Genomic DNA, 19,090 nt, shown 5'->3' with positions numbered 1-19,090 from the left:
GTTCCAGGTCGCCCCCGTCACCGCGGCTCCAGTGCCCGGAGGATCACGTGAGTCTTTCCCTCAATCTGCCGGAATCCCTACCCGTCGACGTGCTCGCCCCGGACGCCCTGGAGTTCGACAGGGGGCCGACGGTATCGGTCCCCGTCCGGTCCCTGCGGCTCGGCCGGTCGCCGCGTACCGGCGGGCTCAACGACGAACACTGCCGGATGCTGGCCGCGGCCGGCGAGGCCCTGCCGCCGGTCATCGTGCACAGCGGGACCATGCAGGTCATCGACGGAAGCCACCGGGTGCGCGCCGCCGTCCTCCAGGGCCGGCAGGAGGTGGCCGCCGTGATGTTCGACGGCACCGCCGACGAGGCGTTCGTTCTGGCGGTCCGGCTGAACTTGGTGCACGGCCGCGGGCTGCTGCTCTCCCGCGCCGACCGCACCGTGGCGGCGGCACGGCTGGTCACCTCCCACCCGTACTGGTCCAATCGCATGATCGCCTCGCTCACCGGCCTGTCGGCCGGGACCATCGGGCGGGTGCGCGGACAGCTGAGCGCGCAGACCGGTCCGGTCGGGACCCGGGTGGGCAAGGACGGGCGCTCCCGTCCGGTCGACGGCTCCAGCGGGCGGATGAAGGCGTACGAGCTGCTGCTGGGCGATCCGTCCGCCTCGATCCGTGAGATCGCCAAGCGGGCGGGTGTCTCCCCCTCGACCGCCCATGACGTCCGCAAGCGCCTCCAGGCCGGCGAGGAGCCGGTGCCCCGCCACCGCCAGGTGCCGCCGGCCCAGGAGCCGGCCGCGCCGGAGCGGGCGGTGGCCCCGCCGGCCAGGCCCGAGCCGGAGCGGGAGGAGCCGGCCGACCCGGAGGCGATCATCGCGGCGCTGACCAAGGACCCCTCGATCCGCTACAACAACATCGGCCGGCGGCTGATCCGCTGGCTCGACGGATGCCGCCGCGGAGTCGCCGAGTGCCCCGGGATCGTCGAGCGCGTGCCCTCGCACAACATCGACTCGGTCGCCGCGCTGGCCCGTGAGTACGCGCACGCCTGGGGCGAGTTCGCCGCCGCGCTGGAGGAGCGCAACCGCGAGGCCTGCTGACGGCGCCCGTCCGTGTGCCGCGATGCCCGGGCCCGTGTCGTGTTCGCGGAAGCCGTGCCTGTGTCGCGCGCGGGGACGCGCGCCCGGGAGCGCCGAATCCCCGCGTGCACACCTACGCGCCGGGTAGATCCATCAACCATTCCACGGATCACTTCAGAAGACCTCTGGGGTGCACTCTCGGAAGGACATTCCATGGATGACATGACCGAGGTCTTCGCCGAAGTGGAGGCCATACGTGCGGGACTTCCCGAGCGTAAATCCCGGCGGGACGGGGTGGAACTCAAGGAGCTTTCCCGGAAGCTCTCCTCCAGCCGTGTCCTGCGGAGCCGTCCGGCGGTCCGCGCGTTCCTGGAGGACCTCGATGTGTACGAACCGGGAAAGCGGCTGGAAGCGACCAAGGCGCACATCAACACCCGGCGGGACAACCACATCTTCTCGCTGTTCGACGCCTCCTACTTCCCCCGGCTCAACCTCGACTACCTGACGTACGCGACGCTGCCGACCGACCCCTATCTGGCGGAGCGGTACGCGAGCAACACCATGCCCGTCAACATCACCGGGCTGACCACCGGCTTCGGCTCCCGGGTGGTGGTGGCGCTCTTCCCGGAGAACCACATCGACGGCATCCAGCGGCCGGACGACCTGATCTTCTACTTCATCAACAAGTTCGTCGAGCGCCACAACCAGATCACGCGGCTGCTCATCGACGAGGTGATGGAGCCGGGCAGCTTCCCGATGATCCAGGGCGCCCCGGACGCCAAGATCGAACAGGCCTCGTCCTGGTGGGTGCGGCTGCACGAGTACCACCACCGCCACGGCGACATGCCGATCCCGGAGTTCCTCTCCGCCAAGAAGCTCAAGCCGCTGGCGGGCCTGGAGGAGCTGCGCGTCGACGTGTCGGGGATGCTCGCCTGCCTGCACGACACGCAGCTGCCGCGCGCTGAGGCGGTGGCCGCCTACGAGTTCATCCTCTCCGAGCGGCTGCTGCGGTACGCGGTCGAGGGCATCCCGCGCCCCAACTACGACGCCGTCGCCTCCCAGCTGCTCTTCAATTTCCTGGAAGGGCACGGGGGAATTCAGCTGGGCGAGGGGCGTATCCGTCTCACGCCGAAACTGCCCGGCGTCCTGCGGGACTTCCTCTCGGAGATCGAGAGCATCGAGGCCCATATCCACCAGGAGCCGGTGGAAGCCGTGAAGAAGCGCCTCCTCGACTTCACCAACCGGTACACGGACTACGACGCCGAGGCCCGGGACTACCGGCACATTCCGTATTTCGCGGAGGTCAAGGCCCGGCTCGGCGTCTAGGGGTTCACAGCCGCGTTGTTCGACCGAGCAGGACAGTCGATCACCGTGGACGACCGGTACGGGCATTATCGGGATATGGCCCTGCGTAAGAGCGAAGTGTTCTACGAGGAGTACTTGTGAGAAACGCGCACGCGACCCACCCCGACGACGATCCGGTGGGCACGACCACAGAACGCCCCTACGATCTCCTGGGCATCGGATTCGGGCCCTCCAACCTTGCTCTCGCCGTGTGCGCGCGGGAACAGAAGCTGCCGCTGTCCTGCCTCTTCGTGGAGCGCCAGGACACCGTGGCGTGGCACCCGGGGATGCTCATCGACGGCGCCCGGATGCAGATCTCGTTCCTCAAGGACCTGGTTTCGCTGCGCAATCCGTCCAGCCCCTACTCGTTCCTCCAGTACACCAAGGCCAAGGGCCGGCTGGAGCGGTTCGTGAACCTCAACGAGTCCCGGCCGACCCGGATCGAGTACGACGACTACCTGAAGTGGGTGGCCCAGGACTTCGCCGACCAGGTCCGCTTCGGCAGCCAGGTCGACCGGGTGACCCCGGTGCAGGGCCCGGACGGGGGCGACCTGTCGCTCTTCCGGGTCGAGACCGAGGACGTCGCCACCGGGCGGCGCAGCGTCCACTACGCCCGCAACGTGGTGCACGCGGGCGGCGGGCGCCCGCCCACCCGCACGGCCGGGGTGGCCGAGGTGCCCTCGGTCGTGCACTCCAGCGAGTTCCTCACCCGCTTCCCCGGCCAGTTCAAGGACCACGACGGGGCGTACCGCTTCGTCGTGGTGGGCGGCGGACAGAGCGCGGGCGAGATCGGCGAGTACCTGCTGGACCACTACGACCGGGCCGAGGTGCATGTCGTCGTCTCCGGCTACACCCTCCTGCCGACCGACAACAGCCCCTTCGTCAACGAGCAGTTCTACTCCGGCAACGCCGACGCCTTCTACCGGATGAGGCCGGAGCAGCGTGCCGCCGTCTCGGGCCGGCTGCGGGCGGCCAACTACGGGGTGGTCCGGGAAGACCTGCTGGAGCGGCTCTTCAACACCGACTACCTGGACCAGGTCAAGGGCCGCAAGCGGCTGCACATCCACCCCTTCTCCCGCCTCTCCGAGGTGCGCGAGGACGGGGACGCGCTGGCCGTCACCCTCCAGCGGCGCCTGGACCTCCAACAGCGCCTGGACGAAGGGCCCGAGGAGTCTCTGCGCTGCGACGGCGTGGTGCTGGCCACCGGGTACGACCGGTCACTGGATCCGGCCGTCTTCAGCGATGTGCTGCCCCACCTCACCCCCGGGGAGAGCGAGGACGCGGGAGGCATCGCCCTCTCGCGTCACTACCGGGCCCGTACGTCCCCCGAGTTGCGTGCCGGGCTCTATCTCCAGGGCTTCGGCGAGGCGCAGTTCGGCCTGGGCGACACCCTGCTGTCGCTGCTGCCCTTCCGCTCCCAGGAGATCGTGGAGGACATCGCCGACCGGGTGCCGGCCGCGGGTGTCGGCGGGTGCCCGGTGATGTCCCCGTACGGCAGTGGTGTGGTCTCCACCTCCCCGCACGGCCCGGTCCCCTCGTCGGTCTACCCGCCCAGGTGGTACCTGGAGCACGACCGGGAGAAGCTCTACGGGCTCATGGAGCGCTTCCGGTTCGCCACCCTCATCTCCGCGCGCTCCGGCGACGAGCCGTTCGCCACCCATCTGCCGCTGATCCTGGACCGCTCGCGCGGCGCCGCCGGGGTGCTCTTCGGCCATCTGGACCGGGGCAACGAGCACGCCGAGCTGATCGACGGGCGGCACATGCTCGCCGTCTTCCACGGCCCCAACGCCTATATGCCGCCGGGTGTCTTCGAGAGCGACCCGCTGCCCACCTGGAACTCCATGTCCGTCCACGTCCGCGGCCGGGTCCGCGCGGTCCGGGACCGGGACGCCCTGGTGCGCGGGCTCATCGGGATCGCCGAGCGCTCCCAGCCCGACAACCGCCTCGCCGCCGACGACCCGCGCATCGACCGCATCATCGGCTCCATCGTCGGGTTCGAGTTCGAGGTCGAGGAGCTGGTCGGGCGGTTCAAGCTCTCCCAGGACCGCGACGAGACCGACCGCCGCCACGCCGCCGTCGCGCTGGCCCGTGCCACCGAGCGCGGCGAGCGGGACTTCATCGAGTACGTCGTGGGGCTCAGCCTGATCACCGAGGACGACCCGCGGGACCTCGCCGGCCGTCCGCTCTCCCCCCTCGCCATAGGAGGCGTTCATGAGTGACACCACCGAGACCGCACAGGAGCGTTACCTCGTGGTCCGCAACCACGAGGAGCAGTTCTCGCTCTGGCGTGCCGACCGCGAACTCCCCCTGGGCTGGGACCCGGTGGGCGAGCCCGGCTCCCGGGAGGTGTGCCTGGAGCGGATCGAGGAGCTGTGGACCGATATGCGGCCGCTCAGCCTGCGGACGTTCATGGAGGAGCAGCAGCATGGCTGAGACGGTGGTTGACCAGGACATCAGCTCCAACGCCTCGCCGATCTTCACCCTGTTCGACTCCGAGACCGCCGACGAGCTGACCCGCGACCACATCCTGCGGCTCGCGGTCGGCGTGCTCGGGGCCGTACGCATCCGGGGCTTCTCCTCGCCCGAGGAGTGCGCGGCCATCATGGAGGGCCTGGACCGGCGGGAGTTCGGGGAGTACGACCAGAACCTGATCTTCCCGCCGATCGCCAAGATCGGGCCGGCCGCGTACGACTACTACGGTGCCCATACGCTGACCGATGCCTACTGGGAGGACGCCGACGAGGCCCGGCGGCTGCGGAGCAAGCTGTACGGGGGCAACGACCCGATGGACGTGGCCGTGGCCCGGGTCGCCCGGGGGTGGGGCGGTGAGGTGGAGCCCGCCAGGTCGCGGGGGCGCGAGATGTTCGCGGGCATGATCCGCGAGATCGCCAACGGGGCCAAGCTCCACTTCGACGAGATCGTCCGGGAGTTCCCCGGCATCGTGGACGAGACCCCGGCCAGTTTCCTCACCCTGAACTGGTACCTCTCCATGCCCGAGGAGGGCGGCGAGACCCGGGTGTACCGGCGCCGCTGGCGGCCGGCCGACGAGATCCACCGCGACGGCTACGGATACGACGAGAAGGTCGTCGAGGACGAGCCGGTCGCGGTCGCGAGTCCGCAGACGGGTGACGTCGTGATCTTCGACTCCCGCAACCTGCACGCCGTCAACGCGATCGGCGGCGAGGGGCGGCGGGTCAGCCTCTCCTTCTTCCTGGGCGTGACCGGCCGCGGCCCGCTCCAGATCTGGTCCTGACACTTCTACCGATGAGCAGAGTGATGACATGCAGCTCAGCCAAGAACAGGTGCGCCACTTCCGGACCCACGGCTATCTGATACTCGACCAGCTGTTCAGCCCCGAGGAGGCGGTGGCCTTCCAGGAGGCGTTCCGGCGGGACTCCCGGATACCGGGCGAGCACCGGGTCCTGGAACAGGACGGCGAGGAGGTCCGGGCCGTCTACGCCTCCCACGTACGCCAGAGCGAGTTCGCCGGCCTGATCCGCTCCCCGCGGGTGCTCGGACCGGTGCGCCAGCTCCTCGACAGCGAGGCGTACATCTACCAGTTCAAGATCAACTCCAAGGCGCCCTTCGCCGGGGCCGGCTGGTCCTGGCACCAGGACTTCGCGGCCTGGCAGATGGCCGACAACCTGGCGGCGCCCCGGCTGGTGAACGTCGGCGTCTTCCTCGACGACGTCACCGAGTTCAACGGGCCGGTCATCTTCTGCCCAGGCTCCCACCGCGACGGGCTGGTCAAGAAGGGCCGCACGGCCGCTTCCGCCGCCTCCGACCAGCACGTCGACCCCGAGGACATCTCCCTCACCGCCGCCGACATGACCGCCCTGGTCGACCGGCACGGCCTGATCAGCGCCAAGGGCCCGGCCGGCTCCGTCGTCCTCTTCGACCCCGAGATCGTGCACGGCTCCGCCTCCAACATGGCCCCCTTCCCGAGGCGGCTGCTCATCGTGACCTACAACGACGTCACCAATGTGCCCGTGCCGCTGGGCGAGCCCCGGCCCGCCTACGTGGTCGGGCGGGATACCGCCCCCCTGGAGATGTCCGGCCAGGAGACCGCCACCACGATGGAGGTGCTGGTGTGAGCGGCGAGGCGAGGCCCGGTGGCGAGGCCGGTGGTGGCGGCGAGGCGCGTGCGGTCGTCCTGACGGGGTTCGGCCGGCCCCTGGAGCTGTGGAAGCTGCCCGTCCCCGCCGCGCCCGAGGGCGGGATGATCGTGGCCGGCCGGTACGGCGGGGTCTGCGGCACCGATCTCCACCTGGCCCAGGGCCACCTGGAGGTGCCCACCCCGCTGGTCCTGGGCCACGAGGGGCTCGGCACGGTCCACGAGCTGGACCCCGGGGCGGCCACCGACGTCAACGGCACCCCGCTCCGCGTCGGCGACCAGGTCATGTGGGCCTCGTCCATCGCCTGCGGCGCCTGCGTCCCCTGCCGCATCCACCGCGAGCCCACCCTCTGCGAGAACCGCCGCACCTACGGGGTCAACCGCCCCACGGACCAGGAGCCGGGCCTCTCGGGGTCCTGGGCGGAGTACATCTGCCTGCGCGCCGGTACGACGGTGGTCAAGGTCCCCGACGGGGTCGACCCCGTCGCCGCGATGGCCTTCGCCTGCGCCGGACCCACCATGGTCCACGCCCTCCACGAGCGCCGTCCCGTCCGCGTCGGGGAGACCGTCGTGGTCCAGGGCAGCGGCCCGGTCGGACTGGCCGCCGCCGCCCTCGCCCAGCTCTCCGGCGCCGCACGGGTGATCCTCGTCGGCGGACCGGAGCAGCGGCTGCGCGCCGCCGCGGAGATCGGCATCGCCGACCACCACCTCGACATCGCCGGCGCGGACGACCCCGGGGCCGTACTCGCCGAGGTCCTCGCCCTGACCGGGGGCCGCGGCGCGGACCTGGTCATCGAGGCGACCGGGGTGCCCGCGGCCATCGACCAGGGGCTGCGCCTCGCCCGGCGCGGCGGCTCGTATCTGGTCGTCGGCCAGTACACCGACAGCGGTGACACGACGATCAACCCGCACCAAATCGTCCACCGGCAGCTGGACGTCGTCGGCTCCTGGGCCTTCACCGGGGCGCACCTGGTGCAGTACGTCGGCCTGCTGCCCGCCCTGGTGGCCCGGTTCGACCTGGCGCGGCTGGTGACCACCTACCCGCTGGAGGAGAACGCCCGGGCGCTGGCGGACGTCGCCGCCGGGTCCGTCATGAAGGCCGTACTCGCCGGCTGAACCGGCGCCCCGCCGGACCCCACCCCAACGCAGCCCACCCATGGCCGCGGCGCGGTGCCGCGGCCCGGAACGAGGGAACGATTCCATGGCGACCCAGCCCACCCTGCCCCCCTCCCCGGCCCCGCTCCCGGCCCGGGACGCTCCGCCCCCCGACTGGCGGGAGACCCTGGCCGGCCTGCCGGAGCGGACCGACCTGCCGGGCCTGCGCCGGGCCGAGGGCCCCGGGGCGGCGCGGACGGTCACGGCCCAGACCCCGCTGGACGCCCGCGTCGCCGAGGGCCTGAGCGCCCTGGCCGAGGCCGAGGGCACCACCCCCGGCACGGCGCTGCTGGCCGGAGCGGCCGGGCTCCTCACCCTGCTGCGGTGCGGCACCGACCTCCCGCTGGGCAGCGCCGGGCCGGACACCCGGGCCGGGGTCCGGGTGCTCCGCCTCGCCACCTCCACGGCGGACACCTTCCGCTCGCTGCTGGCGGCCACCGCCGCCCAGGAGCGGGCCGCCGCGGGCCAGGACGGGGTGCCCCACGAGGAGCTGGCCGCCGCGGTCAACGCCGACCGCGCCACCCCGGGCCTGCCCCTCTTCCAGGTCGGGGTGGCCCCGGACGGGACCCCGCCGCCCGGCCACGGCGGGGCGCTCTGGTTCTCGCTGCTTACGGCCCCGGGGGGCACCGGACCCGCGCGGCTGCGGCTCACCCACTCCCCGGCCGTGCTCGGCCACCACGACGCCCAACGGCTCTGCGACCGCCTCGCCCGGGTTCTGGCCCGGCTGGTGCGGGAGCCCGGGGCCCGCCTCGACACCGTCGACTGCCTGCTGCCGGGCGAAGCGTCCGGGCTGATCGGTGAGGGGGCGGCCGGGGCGGTGCCGGAGGGCGGGGTGGAGCGCTGGTTCGCGGAGCGGGTACGGCTGAGCGGCGGTGAGGTGGCCGTCGTGGACGGCCCACGCCGGCTGACGTACGCCGAGGTCGACGCCCGGGCCAACCGGCTCGCGCGGGCGCTGGTCGCGGCGGGCGCGGGCGCCGAGCGGGCCGTCGCCGTCGTGCTGCCGCGCTCGGCGGAGGCGGTGATCGCCTTCCTCGCGGTGCTGAAGAGCGGCGCCACCTATATGCCCGTCGACACCGAACTCCCGCCCGCCCGCGTCACGATGATGCTGGAGGACGCCCGGCCCGCCGTCGTGCTCACCGACGCCGCCGGCGCCCGGCTCGCCGAGGACGCGAAGGCGCCGCCGCTCCTCGTCGACCAGGAGCTCTCGGTCTGCGCCGGGTACGCGGCGCACGACCTGTCCGCCGCTGATCTCGCCGCCCCCGTCACCGGTGCGACCCCCGCCTACCTGCTGTACACCTCCGGCTCCACCGGCCGCCCCAAGGGCGTCGTGATGACCCGGGAGGCGCTGGCCAACCTGATGGCCTGGCACCTGGACGAACTGCCTAGCGGGCCGGGCCGGGTGACCGTCCAGTTCACCTCCGTCAGCTTCGACATCTCCGTGCAGGAGATGCTGGCGGCCCTGCTCTCCGGGGCGGCGCTCGCCATCGTCCCCGAGGATGTGCGCCGCAGCCCCCAGGACCTGGCGCCATGGCTCCAGGAGCACGGGGTCACCGACCTGTTCGCCCCCAACGTGGTGATCGAGCTGGTCTGCCGCGCCGCCCTGGAGCAGGGCCGCACCCTGCCCGCCCTCGTCCAGGTAGCCCAGGCCGGAGAGGCGCTCGTACTGAGCGACGCCGTACGGCAGTTCTTCCGGCTGCGCCCCGGCCGCCGGCTGCACAACCACTACGGGCCGACCGAGACGCACGCCGTCACCTCCTGGGCCGCCCCCGCCCACGTGGCGTCCTGGCCCGCCACCGCCCCGCCGGTCGGGCTGCCGGTCTGGAACACCTCGCTGTATGTGCTGGACGAGGCGCTGCGGCTGGTCCCCACCGGGGTGGCGGGGGAGCTGTACGTCTCCGGGGTCTGCCTCGCCCGGGGGTACGCGGGCCGCCCGGACCTGACCGCCGACCGGTTCCTGCCCTGCCCGTGGGGCCCGCCCGGCTCCCGGATGTACCGCACCGGCGATCTGGTGCGCCGCCGCCCCGACGGGGCCGTCGTCTACCTGGGCCGCACCGACCACCAGGTCAAGATCCGGGGCGTACGCGTCGAACTCGGCGAGATCGAGGCGGCGTTGCGGCAGGCCCCCGGCGTCCGGGACACGGTCCTGGTCACCGCGGGGGACGCGGCCGCCCGGCGCATCGACGCCTATCTGGTGCCCGCCCCGGACGCGGACACCGCGACGCTGGGCGCCGCCGTCCGCGCGGAGCTGCGCCGCACCCTGCCGCCGCGATGGTCCCGGCCTCCTTCACCGTGGTCCCCGTCCTCCCGCTCAACTCCAACGGCAAGGTGGACCGGGCCGCGCTGCCCGAGCCGGTGTTCGCCGGGCCCGGTGAGGAGGACCGGCCGCGCACCGGCCAGGAGGAGCGGCTCGCCCGGATCTTCGCCGAGGTGCTGGGCCTGCCCGCGGTCGGCGTCCACGACAACCTCTACGACATCGGCGGGCACTCCCTCCTCGCCGCCGACCTCACCGTCCGCGTACGCAAGGAGTTCCAGGCCGAGTTGAGCCTGGGGGAGGTGCTGAGCAACCCGTCCGTCGCCGAACTGGCCGCCCTGCTGAGCCGGGTGGAGCCGGCCCGCCCGCCCGTCACCCCGCGCACCGCCCCGGGGACGCGCCCGCCTCCTTCGCCCAGCAGAGCCTGTGGGTCCTGGACCAGCTGGAGGGCGCGGGGCCGCAGTACAACGAGCCGTACGCCCTGCGGCTGACCGGCCGCCCGGACCCCGCCGCACTGCGCGAGGCCCTGGCGGACGTGGCCGGACGCCACCACGTGCTGCGCACGGTGCTGGACGCGGTGGACGGGCAGGTGCGGCAGCGGGTGCTGGAGGGGGAGGCCGCCCGGCCCCGGCTGGACGAGGTCGCCGTGGAGCCGCAGGCCCTGGACGCGGCGGTGCGGGAGGCCGCCCGGGTCCCCTTCGACCTCGCCGCGGACCTGCCGGTGCGGGCCACCCTGTTCCGGCTGGCGCCGGAGGACCATCTGCTGCTGGTCGTCCTGCACCACATCGCCTGCGACGGCGCCTCGCTCGGGCCGTTCCTGCGCGACCTGGCGACCGCGTACGGCGCCCGCACCGGCGGTCACCCACCCCGGTGGGACGAACTGCCGGTGCAGTACGCCGACTTCGCCGCGTGGCAGCGCGACCTGTTCGAGGGGGACGGGCCGTCCTCCGGGGCGGGGCTGCTCGGCGGGCAGCGGCGCTACTGGGAGAAGCGCCTCGCCGGTCTGCCCGCCGCCGTCCCGCTGCCCCTGGACCGCGAACGGCCCCCGGTCCGCACGGGCGCCGGCGGAGCCGTCCCGGTCACCGTGGACATCCCGCTCCACCGGGCCGTACGCGCCTACGCGCAGCGGAGCCGGACCACGACCTTCACCGTGGTCCACGCCGCCCTGGCCGCGCTGCTGGCCGAGCGGGGCGCGGGCGAGGACATCGTGCTCGCGGCGGCCGTCTCCGACCGCGGCGATCCGGCCCTGGACGGGCTGGTCGGCCTCTTCGTACGGACGCTGGTGCTGCGCGTGGACGCCTCGGGCGGGCCGGACTTCGCGGAGCTGCTGGACCGGGTGCGGGAGGCGGACCTCGGGCCTTCGCCCACCAGGACCTGCCCTTCGAGCACCTGGTCGAACTGGTCAACCCGGTCCGCTCGTTCAGCCTCCACCCGCTCGCCCAGACCATGCTGGCCTTCCAGGTCGAGGAGAGCGGACCGCCGCAGCTGGCCGGGCTGTCGGGGCGGTTCGAGGAGGTGGAGCTGGGCGTGGCCAAGTTCGACCTCTGCTTCAAGGTGGTGGAGCGGTTCGGCCCCGGCGGTGAACCGGCCGGGATGGCGGGCACGCTGGAGTACGCCACGGACATCTTCGACCCCGGTACGGCCCGGAGCCTGGCCGAGGGGCTGGTGGGCTTCCTGCGGGCGGGGGCGGACGGAACGGCGTAACCGATGGGGAGAGGCCGGGGGCCACGGCGAACCGCCGTGGCCCCCGGCCTCTGTGTGGGCGGGCCCTGTCGTGGACGCCGAACTCAGCGGCGCACCACCGGCTTCGTGGCCTCGGGCGCCCCGGCCGCCACCCCCAGCTCACCGGCGACCAGCCCCGTCACCTCGGCCGCGGCGCCGACCGGGAAGAAGTGGCCGCCCGGCACCATGCGCACGGCGAACCGGCCGCCGGCCCAGCGCCGCCAGGCCTCGCAGTGGCCGACGGGGGCCGTGTCGTCCTGGAGCCCGCCGAGCGCGACCAGGTCCACCGCCACCTGCTCGCCGGCGGCCTCGGTCCTGCGGCACGAGTGGAACACCTTCAGATCGGCCCGGAGCGTGGGCAGGAAGGCCCGCAGGAACTCCGGATCGGCCATCAGCTCGGCCGGGGTGCCCTGCCAGGCGGCCAGGTACGAGAGCAGCTCCTCGTCCCCGGCCGCCTCCTCCTCGCCCACCAGGTGCGGCGGGAGCGCCCCCGCCACGAACAGGGCCCGCTGCCGGGAGGTGGAGGCGGCCAGCCGCCGGGTCACCTCACGGGCCACCAGGGCCCCGGTGCTGTGCCCGAACACGGCGAACGGCCGGTCGGCGTGGGCGAGGATCTGCTCGGCGATCCGGTCGGCGAGCGCCGCCACATCGGTGAACGGCGCCTCGTTGAAACGCTCTTCGCGGCCCGGGGTGAGCACGGCCTCCACCCGCAGCCCCGCCGGGGCGGCCTCGGACCAGGAGCGGTAGGCGCCGGGTCCGGCGCCCGCGGCGGGGATCAGGTACAGCAGTGCGCCGGTGTCGTCCCCGGCGAGCCGCTTGAACCACCGTCCGGCGGGCTCCTGGCCCAGCCGGGCGGCGATCGGCTTCGCCTGGGTGCGCAGCAGCATGAGAAAGCGGGCGTCCAGCACCTCGGCGGGCCCCGCGTGCTGGAGGCCGCCCGCCGGATCGACCCAGAGCCGCACCTGGCGGCGCCGGGCTTCACCGATCACTTGGTCGGCAAGGAAGGACATGGCAGGGTCTCCGTTCTTCTTCTGGCTCCACGGGTTGCTCCCGCCGGCTCCACGAGGGCGGGTCTCAGGGCCACGGGCGGCGGCTCAGGCGTCGACCTTCACCTCCTCCGGCAGGGTCCGCATCCGGGCGACCGGGGCGAAGAGCAGCGGCAGGACGCTCAGCGCGCCCCCGATGACGGCGAGCCAGAGCGCGGGCCGCAGCCCCAGCCAGGTGCCGAGGCCACCGGCGATCAGCGCGCCGGCGGTGCGCACACCGTTGATCAGGCCCAGGTTGGCGCCCTGCACCCGCGAGCGGTACGCGTCCGGGGTCAGCGCCTGCTGGAGGGAGGCACCGGTGATGTCGCAGAGCATCAGCCCCAGGCCGGAGAAGAACTCGGCCGCCACCACCAGGCCGAAGGCCACCCACTTGTCCTCCGAGGCGAACGGCACCAGGGCCAGCGCCCCGGGGAAGAGCAGCGTGCCGAGGATGAACGTCAGGCCCAGGCCGATGCGCCGGCTGAACCAGCCGGTGACGAACGACCCGAGCAGAGCGCCCACCGCGCCGAGTCCGAGGGCGACCCCGATCATCGCGGGGGAGAGCTTCAGGTCCTTGGCGATGAACAGCAGGAAGAGGGTGAAGTAGATCGAGTAGAAGAGGTTGAGCGCGCCGCCGGAGAGGAACTTGGCGCGCAGCACGGCGTTGGCGGAGACGAACCGCAGCCCGTCCCGGATGTGGGACTTCGACCGCGTCTTCGCCGGTTCCGGCTCGTCCGCGTCGACCCCGCGCAGCAGTACCGCCGACCCCAGGAAGGTGACCACGTCGATCAGGAGCGCCACCGGTGCCGACAGCGCCTGGACGAGGGCCCCGCCGAAGCCGGGCCCCGCCACCCAGGAGAAGGAGAAGCTGCCACGGGTCAGCGAGGTGCCCTGGACGTAGTCCTTCCGGTCCACGATGGCGGCGAAGAGGCTGTAGCTGGAGATGTTGAACAGCATCGCCAGGGAGCCCGTGGCGAAGGCGACGATCCACAGGTGGGTCAGGGTCAGCGTGCCCAGCAGGTAGGCGACGGGCACGGTGAGCAGGATGAGGGCGCGCCCTACGTCGCAGAGGATCATCATCCGCTTGAGCTGCCCGTACCGGTCGACCAGCCCGCCCGCGTGCAGCGAGAAAAGCAGGTTGGGCAGCGAGGTCAGGGCGCCGAGGAGACCCATCTGGGCCGCCGACGCGTCCAGCGCGAGCACCGCGGTCAGCGGGATGGCGATCGTGCTGACCTGGTCCCCGAGGAACGAGACCGTCTGGGCGGCCCAGAACCGCCGGAACGTGGCCTGCCGCAGCAGACCGGGCAGACGGTCCAGTAATTGAGTGGCCATCGTTCACCATTTCGGTACGGAGAGCCGGCCGCGGGAGGTATTCGGCGGACCGGGTACGGCAGGGTCCAGGAAAACTTACCGGACACCTCGCGGGCGCCGCAGGGGCGTTCGACTGCACAGATGGCTTCATCGAACGGTGGATATTCTCTCGTCGGAGGCAGACGGAACACCGACCTTGCGAATTCGAGGGCCCACTGTGCTGCAGACTCTTCCCGCGCTCACCGACCCCCTTCTCTACTCCCGGGGAGACCCGCACGCCGTATGGCGGACGCTCCGGCGGGAATCCCCCGTCTCCTGGCACGAATACGGTGAGCACGGCGGCTACTGGGCCGTCACCACGCATGCGGCCGGGCTCGAAGTCCTCACCGACTGGGAGCGTTTCACCTCGACCAAGGGCATTTTCCTCCGCCCCAACTTCAAGGATCCCTATCCCGGCGCCGGGAAGATGATGGCGCTGAGCGATCCGCCCCGCCATGACCGGCTGCGCAAGGCGATCATGGGCCTCTTCACCGTACGGGCGATATCCCGGATGGAGGAGCGGACCCGCAGAGTGGTCCGCGAAGCCCTGCACGGGGTGGTCGAAGCCGGGCGGTGCGACTTCGTCAAGGACATCGCGGCCCGTATTCCGCTGGCTGTCTCCGCAGAGCTGTTGAGTATTTCGATGGACGATGTGGAAATGCTGGCGAAGGTCACCACGGACGCCGCCGAGAATTCCACCGAAATCGACGGGATCGACGCGCGGGAAGCGCACTTCGAGATTCTGCGGCACTATTCCTCGATCATCGAGGAGAAGCGCCGGAACCCGGGCCGTGACCTGGTCTCCGCTCTCACCTCCGCGCAGGCCGAAGGCCTGGACATCACCGATGACGAGGTGATCCTGACCTGCGACAACGTCATCGTCGCGGCCAACGAGACCACGCGGCAGGCCGTCGGCGCCGGGATGCTGGCGCTGCTGGAGAGCCCCGGGCAGTGGCGCGGTCTGCGCGCCGGCGACCTCCGGCTGAAGCCCGCCGCCGAGGAGTTCCTGCGCTGGACGGCCCCGGTCACCCACATCCTGCGGACCGCCCAGCACGACACCGTGCTCGAAGGGGTGCGGATCAGGGCGGGGGACGCGGTGACCGTCTGGCTGCCCTCGCTCAACCGGGACGAGAAGGTCTTCGACCGGGCCGACAGCTTCCTGCTCGACCGCACCTCCAACCACCACGTCTCCTTCGGTGGCGGAGGCCACTTCTGCATCGGCGCCAATCTGGCACGGCTCACCATCCGGGTGCTCCTCGACGAACTGGCCCACCTGCCCGCCGAGATCGAGGTCAGCGGGGAGCCGCAGCGGATCGGCTCGTACATCCTCGGCGGCCTCACCTCGCTGCCGCTCACGTTCCGTCCGAGCTGACCACCGACACCAGGGGAGACCGGTCCACCATGACCACAGCGCGTGATCTGCTGAGCGGGCTGACCGCCGACGGCGTGCAACTCTGGGTCCAGGACGGGCGCCTGCGCTTCCGCCCCTCCGACGCCCTCACACCCGACCGGATGGGCGCTCTGCGGGCCCACAAGGCGGAGATCGTCGGGCTTCTGGAGCGGCCGGAGGCCGACCCGGAGCCGGCCCCGCTGGCCGTCCGCCCCCGGCCGGGGACGCTGCCGCTCTCGCACGGCCAGGAGAGCCTGTGGTTCCTCGACCGGATGGGGCTCCAGGCCAGCTACAACGTGGGCACGGTGGTGCGGATCGAGGGGCCCCTCGACACCGCGGCCCTGCGCGGCGCCCTCGACCTGATCGTGCGGCGCCACGAGGTGCTGCGGACCCGCTTCCGGGAGAGCGAGGGCACCGTCGCCCAGGTCGTCGTCCCCGACGAAGGGGTGCGGCTGGTCCACACCGACCTGAGCGGTGAGCCCGCCGAGAGGCGCGAGGCCGAACTGACCCTCCGTCTGGAGCGTTTTTTCGCCGCCCACTTCGACCTGGGCCAGGACCAACTGCTGGCCGTACACCTCCTGAGACTCGACGCGGACAGCCACGTGCTCGCCCTCAACGCCCAGCACATCGTCGTCGACGGCGCCTCCATCGGCCTGCTCTTCGCCGAGCTGAAGGAGGCCTACGCCGCCCTGCGCGCCGGCCGCGCCCCCGAGCTGCCCGGACTCGCCGCCCAGTACGCCGATCACGCGCTGCGCCAGCGCGAGCGGCCCGGCGACGCCTGGGCCGGGCACCTGGCGTACTGGAAGCAGCAGCTGGACGGTGCCCGCGGCGGACTCGATCTGCCGCTGGACCGCCCGCGCCCCGCCACCCCCGACTACGCGGGCGCCTCCACCGCCTTCACCGTGCCGCCCGCCCTCGCCGCCGCCCTCCAGGACCTCGCCGCCCGCTCCTCCGCCACCCCCTTCATGGTGCTGCTCGCCGCCTTCGAGGTGCTGATGGCCCGCTGGTGCCGGCAGGACGATGTGAGCGTGGGCACCCCCGTCGACACCCGCGTCCACCCCGACACCGCGGCGATGATCGGCTACTTCGCCAACACGGTGGTGATCCGGGCCGACCTCTCGGACAACCCCGCCTTCACCGCCCTCCTGGACCGCGTCCGCACCACCGTGATCGGCGCCTACGAACACCGCGAGCTGCCCTTCGACCAGGTGGTGGCCGGGCTCGGCCCCGGCCGGGACCAACCGCTCTTCGACGTGATGTTCTCCCACCTCGGCGCCCAGGAGTCCGTCCTCGACGGACTCACCGTCACCCCGGTCGAACAGCCCAGCACCACCGCGAAGTTCGGGCTCTCCCTGTTCGTCGGGGAGAGCGCCGGCGGAGTGCACGGCAGCTTCGAGTACGCCACCGCCCTGTTCGACGAGGAGACCGTCCAGGAGCTGTCCCGGCTCTATGTGACGCTGCTCGAAGGGCTGGTGGCCGACCCCGGTGCCCGCGTCCTGGACCTCCCGCTGATCGACCCGGCGGACCGGCCCGAGCTGCTGGCCGCCGGAGCGGGCGGCGTACCGCGCGGGGAGTCCCTGGCCGGCTGGTTCGCCGAACGCGCCGCCGCCGTGCCCCGGGCGCTCGCGCTGGTGGACGGGGAGAGCGCCTGGACCTACCGGGAGCTGCGTGAGCGTACGGACGGGCTCGCCCGCGCCCTGGTGGCCGAAGGCGTCGGCCCCGAGCGCACCGCAGCCGTGCTGCTGCCCCGCTCCGGCCTCGCCGTGACCGCGTTCCTCGCCGTGCTGGCGGCGGGCGGGACCCATCTGCCGGCGGAGCCCGCCCTGCCGGACGGCGCCCTCCGCGCGCTGCTCGGCGAGGCCCGGCCCCACCTCGTGGTCACCGACGAGGCGGGGGCGCGCCGGCTCGCCGGAACGGGCCACCGCCTCCTCGTCGTCGACGCACCGCTCACCGGTTGCGCGGACCGGGACGGCGAGGGCCCCCCGGCCACCGTCACCGGCGCCACCGCCGCCTGTGTGTTCCCCGGCTACGACGCCACCGGCCGTCCGACGGGGCTGACGGTGCCCCACTCCGCCCTGGTCAACATGGCCGAATGGCACCTCACCACCCTGCCGTCCGGCCCCGGCCGGGTGATCGCCCAGTTCACCTCGGCCGGTTCCGAGGGCTTCGTCCGGGAGACGCTCTCCGCGCTGCTCTCCGGCGCGACGCTGACCCTCGTGCCCGACGGCGTACGCTCCGCCCCCGCGCACCTCGCGGCCTGGCTGGGAGAGCACCGGGTGAGCGACCTGTACGCACCCGGCACCGTCCTGGAACTCCTCGCCCGCGCCGCCCTGGCCGACGACCGGCCCCTGCCCGCCCTCGCCCACCTCGTCCAGACCGGTGAGAACCTCGAACTCGGCCCGGCCCTGAAGGAGTTCGTCGCCGCACGCCCCGGCCGCCGCCTTCTGCACCACCACGGCGGGCCCGGTGTCCAGATCGCCACCGCCCACGAGCTGCCCCCCGGCATCGACGGCTGGCCCGAGACCGCCCCGCTGGGCCACCCGGTGCGCAACACCGCCGCGTACGTACTCGACACGGCCCTCAACCTCGTGCCGCCCGGCGTCGCGGGAGAGCTGTACGTCTCCGGAGCCTCGCTCGCCCGCGGCTACCACCGCCGCCCGGCCCTGACCGCCGAACACTTCGTGCCCGACCCCTACGGGCCGCCCGGCTCCCGGATGTACCGGACCGGCGACCTCGTACGGCGGCGGGCCGACGCCACCCTGACCCACCTCGGCCGCACCGACCGCCGGGCCACGGTCCGCGGGGTGCGCGTCGAACCCGCCGGGACCGAGGCGGCCCTGCTCCACCACCCCGCCGTCGCCGCCGCCGCCGTCACCACGGGACCCGACGGGCAGGGCTCCCAGCAGCTCACCGCCCACCTCGTCCCCGCCCCGGGGCCGCCCCCACCGCCGCCGGTCTGCGCGGCTGGCTGCTGGAGCGCCTCCCCGGCCACGCCGTGCCCGCCCGCTACACCGCCCTGGACGCCCTGCCCCTGGACCGGCACGGCCGCACCGACCTGACCGCCCTCGCGGCCGCGGGCGGCTCGCCGCTGCCCGGCGGGGACGGGCCGGTGGCGCCGCGCTCGGGGGTCGAACAGCTCGTCGCGGAGGTGTGGCAGGACGTGCTGGGCGGCGGCGAAGTCGGCGTCCTGGACGACTTCTTCGCGGTCGGCGGGCACTCCCTGCTGGTCTCCCAGGTGCTCGCCCGGGTCGGTGCGCGGCTGGGCGTGGAGGTGCCGGCGGGCGACTTCCTCGCGGAGCCGACCGTCGCACGCCTCGCCTCCCTCGCCCTGGCGGCCGGCGGCGTACCGGACAAGGTCCTGCCACGGGCTGCGGGGGAGGTCGCACAGGCGTCCTTCGCCCAGGAGCGCATGGTCTTCCTCCACCTGCTCCAGCCCGAAGGCGGCCTCTACAACGTGCAGTTGCCGCTCGCCCTGCACGGGCCGCTGGACCGGGCCGCGCTGGGCGCGGCACTGGACGAGATCGTGCGCCGCCACGAGGTGCTGCGGACCGTGTACGACGCCGACGGCGCGGCCATCGTGCCCGTCGTCCTGGAACCCGGCGGCTGCCCGCTGGAGTTCGCGGACGTCACCTCGGCCGAGGACCCCGAGGCCACCCTCGACGCACTGTTGCGCGAGGA

The 19,090-nt window shown here is 73.0% G+C and carries 14 protein-coding genes and 2 pseudogenes; 14 read left to right on the top strand and 2 right to left on the bottom strand.

Features of this window, described 5'->3' with window-relative positions:
* The first annotated feature begins 47 nt into the window (after window positions 1–47).
* From D6270_RS13570 to D6270_RS32505, 11 genes and pseudogenes are all read left to right on the top strand, one after another.
* Window positions 48–1,082: a ParB/RepB/Spo0J family partition protein gene (locus tag D6270_RS13570; protein WP_158650512.1), complete on the top strand. Its 1,035-nt coding sequence runs from the start codon at window positions 48–50 to the stop codon at window positions 1,080–1,082.
* A 192-nt stretch (window positions 1,083–1,274) separates the two neighbouring features.
* Complete coding sequence (locus tag D6270_RS13565) at window positions 1,275–2,387, top strand: DUF6421 family protein (RefSeq protein WP_109165157.1); 1,113 nt, start codon at window positions 1,275–1,277, stop codon at window positions 2,385–2,387.
* A gap of 116 nt (window positions 2,388–2,503) precedes the next feature.
* Window positions 2,504–4,624, top strand: coding sequence for a SidA/IucD/PvdA family monooxygenase (locus D6270_RS13560; protein ID WP_109165158.1), 2,121 nt, complete (start codon window positions 2,504–2,506; stop codon window positions 4,622–4,624).
* Complete coding sequence (locus D6270_RS13555) at window positions 4,617–4,838, top strand: MbtH family protein (protein WP_109165159.1); 222 nt, start codon at window positions 4,617–4,619, stop codon at window positions 4,836–4,838. Before D6270_RS13560 ends, D6270_RS13555 begins: the two co-directional genes overlap by 8 nt.
* Window positions 4,831–5,658, top strand: coding sequence for a 2OG-Fe(II)-dependent halogenase WelO5 family protein (locus D6270_RS13550; RefSeq protein WP_109165160.1), 828 nt, complete (start codon window positions 4,831–4,833; stop codon window positions 5,656–5,658). Before D6270_RS13555 ends, D6270_RS13550 begins: the two co-directional genes overlap by 8 nt.
* 28 nt (window positions 5,659–5,686) lie before the next feature.
* Window positions 5,687–6,499, top strand: coding sequence for a phytanoyl-CoA dioxygenase family protein (locus D6270_RS13545; RefSeq protein ID WP_109165161.1), 813 nt, complete (start codon window positions 5,687–5,689; stop codon window positions 6,497–6,499).
* Window positions 6,496–7,635 (top strand): zinc-binding dehydrogenase, encoded by a 1,140-nt coding sequence (locus D6270_RS13540; RefSeq protein ID WP_204117122.1) that lies wholly within the window; start codon window positions 6,496–6,498, stop codon window positions 7,633–7,635. The genes D6270_RS13545 and D6270_RS13540 overlap by 4 nt, the downstream gene beginning before the upstream one ends.
* Window positions 7,636–7,720: 85 nt before the next feature.
* Complete coding sequence (locus D6270_RS13535) at window positions 7,721–10,216, top strand: non-ribosomal peptide synthetase (protein ID WP_151414675.1); 2,496 nt, start codon at window positions 7,721–7,723, stop codon at window positions 10,214–10,216.
* Window positions 10,102–10,416, top strand: coding sequence for a phosphopantetheine-binding protein (locus D6270_RS33995; RefSeq protein ID WP_158650511.1), 315 nt, complete (start codon window positions 10,102–10,104; stop codon window positions 10,414–10,416). Before D6270_RS13535 ends, D6270_RS33995 begins: the two co-directional genes overlap by 115 nt.
* Window positions 10,350–11,216, top strand: a pseudogene (locus D6270_RS33990) (condensation domain-containing protein); the annotation flags it as partial. The gene D6270_RS33995 and the pseudogene D6270_RS33990, both read left to right, overlap by 67 nt.
* A gap of 155 nt (window positions 11,217–11,371) precedes the next feature.
* Window positions 11,372–11,629, top strand: coding sequence for a hypothetical protein (locus tag D6270_RS32505; protein WP_158650510.1), 258 nt, complete (start codon window positions 11,372–11,374; stop codon window positions 11,627–11,629).
* 83 nt (window positions 11,630–11,712) lie between these two features.
* Here D6270_RS32505 and D6270_RS13515 read toward each other — a convergent pair whose 3' ends face one another.
* Both D6270_RS13515 and D6270_RS13510 read right to left on the bottom strand, forming a co-directional pair.
* Window positions 11,713–12,657: a thioesterase II family protein gene (locus D6270_RS13515; RefSeq protein WP_109165163.1), complete on the bottom strand. Its 945-nt coding sequence runs from the start codon at window positions 12,655–12,657 to the stop codon at window positions 11,713–11,715.
* Between the two features lie 84 nt (window positions 12,658–12,741).
* Window positions 12,742–14,004 (bottom strand): MFS transporter, encoded by a 1,263-nt coding sequence (locus D6270_RS13510; protein WP_109165164.1) that lies wholly within the window; start codon window positions 14,002–14,004, stop codon window positions 12,742–12,744.
* Between the two features lie 196 nt (window positions 14,005–14,200).
* On the opposite strand from D6270_RS13510, the gene D6270_RS13505 reads away from it, so the two are divergent.
* The 3 genes and pseudogenes from D6270_RS13505 to D6270_RS33985 all read left to right on the top strand — a co-directional run.
* Window positions 14,201–15,394, top strand: coding sequence for a cytochrome P450 (locus D6270_RS13505; RefSeq protein WP_109165165.1), 1,194 nt, complete (start codon window positions 14,201–14,203; stop codon window positions 15,392–15,394).
* A 29-nt stretch (window positions 15,395–15,423) separates the two neighbouring features.
* On the top strand, window positions 15,424–18,471 hold the full coding sequence (locus D6270_RS13500; protein WP_151414672.1) for a non-ribosomal peptide synthetase: 3,048 nt from the start codon (window positions 15,424–15,426) through the stop codon (window positions 18,469–18,471).
* Window positions 18,408–19,079: pseudogene (locus D6270_RS33985) on the top strand (condensation domain-containing protein); the annotation flags it as partial. The gene D6270_RS13500 and the pseudogene D6270_RS33985, both read left to right, overlap by 64 nt.
* Window positions 19,080–19,090 lie beyond the last annotated feature (11 nt).

Origin of the sequence: Streptomyces griseus subsp. griseus (assembly GCF_003610995.1) — a bacterium.
In the GTDB taxonomy this organism is placed as follows: domain Bacteria; phylum Actinomycetota; class Actinomycetes; order Streptomycetales; family Streptomycetaceae; genus Streptomyces.
This window is presented reverse-complemented; position numbering and strand designations above follow the sequence as displayed.

Bases quoted from the DNA above. Each gene is read 5' to 3' on its own strand.
- D6270_RS32505 (WP_158650510.1), top strand. From the start codon at position 11,372: ATGCTGGCCTTCCAGGTCGAGGAGAGCGGACCGCCGCAGCTGGCCGGG.
- D6270_RS13500 (WP_151414672.1), top strand. From the start codon at position 15,424: ATGACCACAGCGCGTGATCTGCTGAGCGGGCTGACCGCCGACGGCGTG.
- D6270_RS13555 (WP_109165159.1), top strand. From the start codon at position 4,617: ATGAGTGACACCACCGAGACCGCACAGGAGCGTTACCTCGTGGTCCGC.
- D6270_RS13545 (WP_109165161.1), top strand. From the start codon at position 5,687: ATGCAGCTCAGCCAAGAACAGGTGCGCCACTTCCGGACCCACGGCTAT.
- D6270_RS13565 (WP_109165157.1), top strand. From the start codon at position 1,275: ATGGATGACATGACCGAGGTCTTCGCCGAAGTGGAGGCCATACGTGCG.
- D6270_RS13535 (WP_151414675.1), top strand. From the start codon at position 7,721: ATGGCGACCCAGCCCACCCTGCCCCCCTCCCCGGCCCCGCTCCCGGCC.
- D6270_RS13550 (WP_109165160.1), top strand. From the start codon at position 4,831: ATGGCTGAGACGGTGGTTGACCAGGACATCAGCTCCAACGCCTCGCCG.
- D6270_RS13510 (WP_109165164.1), bottom strand. From the start codon at position 14,004: ATGGCCACTCAATTACTGGACCGTCTGCCCGGTCTGCTGCGGCAGGCC.
- D6270_RS13515 (WP_109165163.1), bottom strand. From the start codon at position 12,657: ATGTCCTTCCTTGCCGACCAAGTGATCGGTGAAGCCCGGCGCCGCCAG.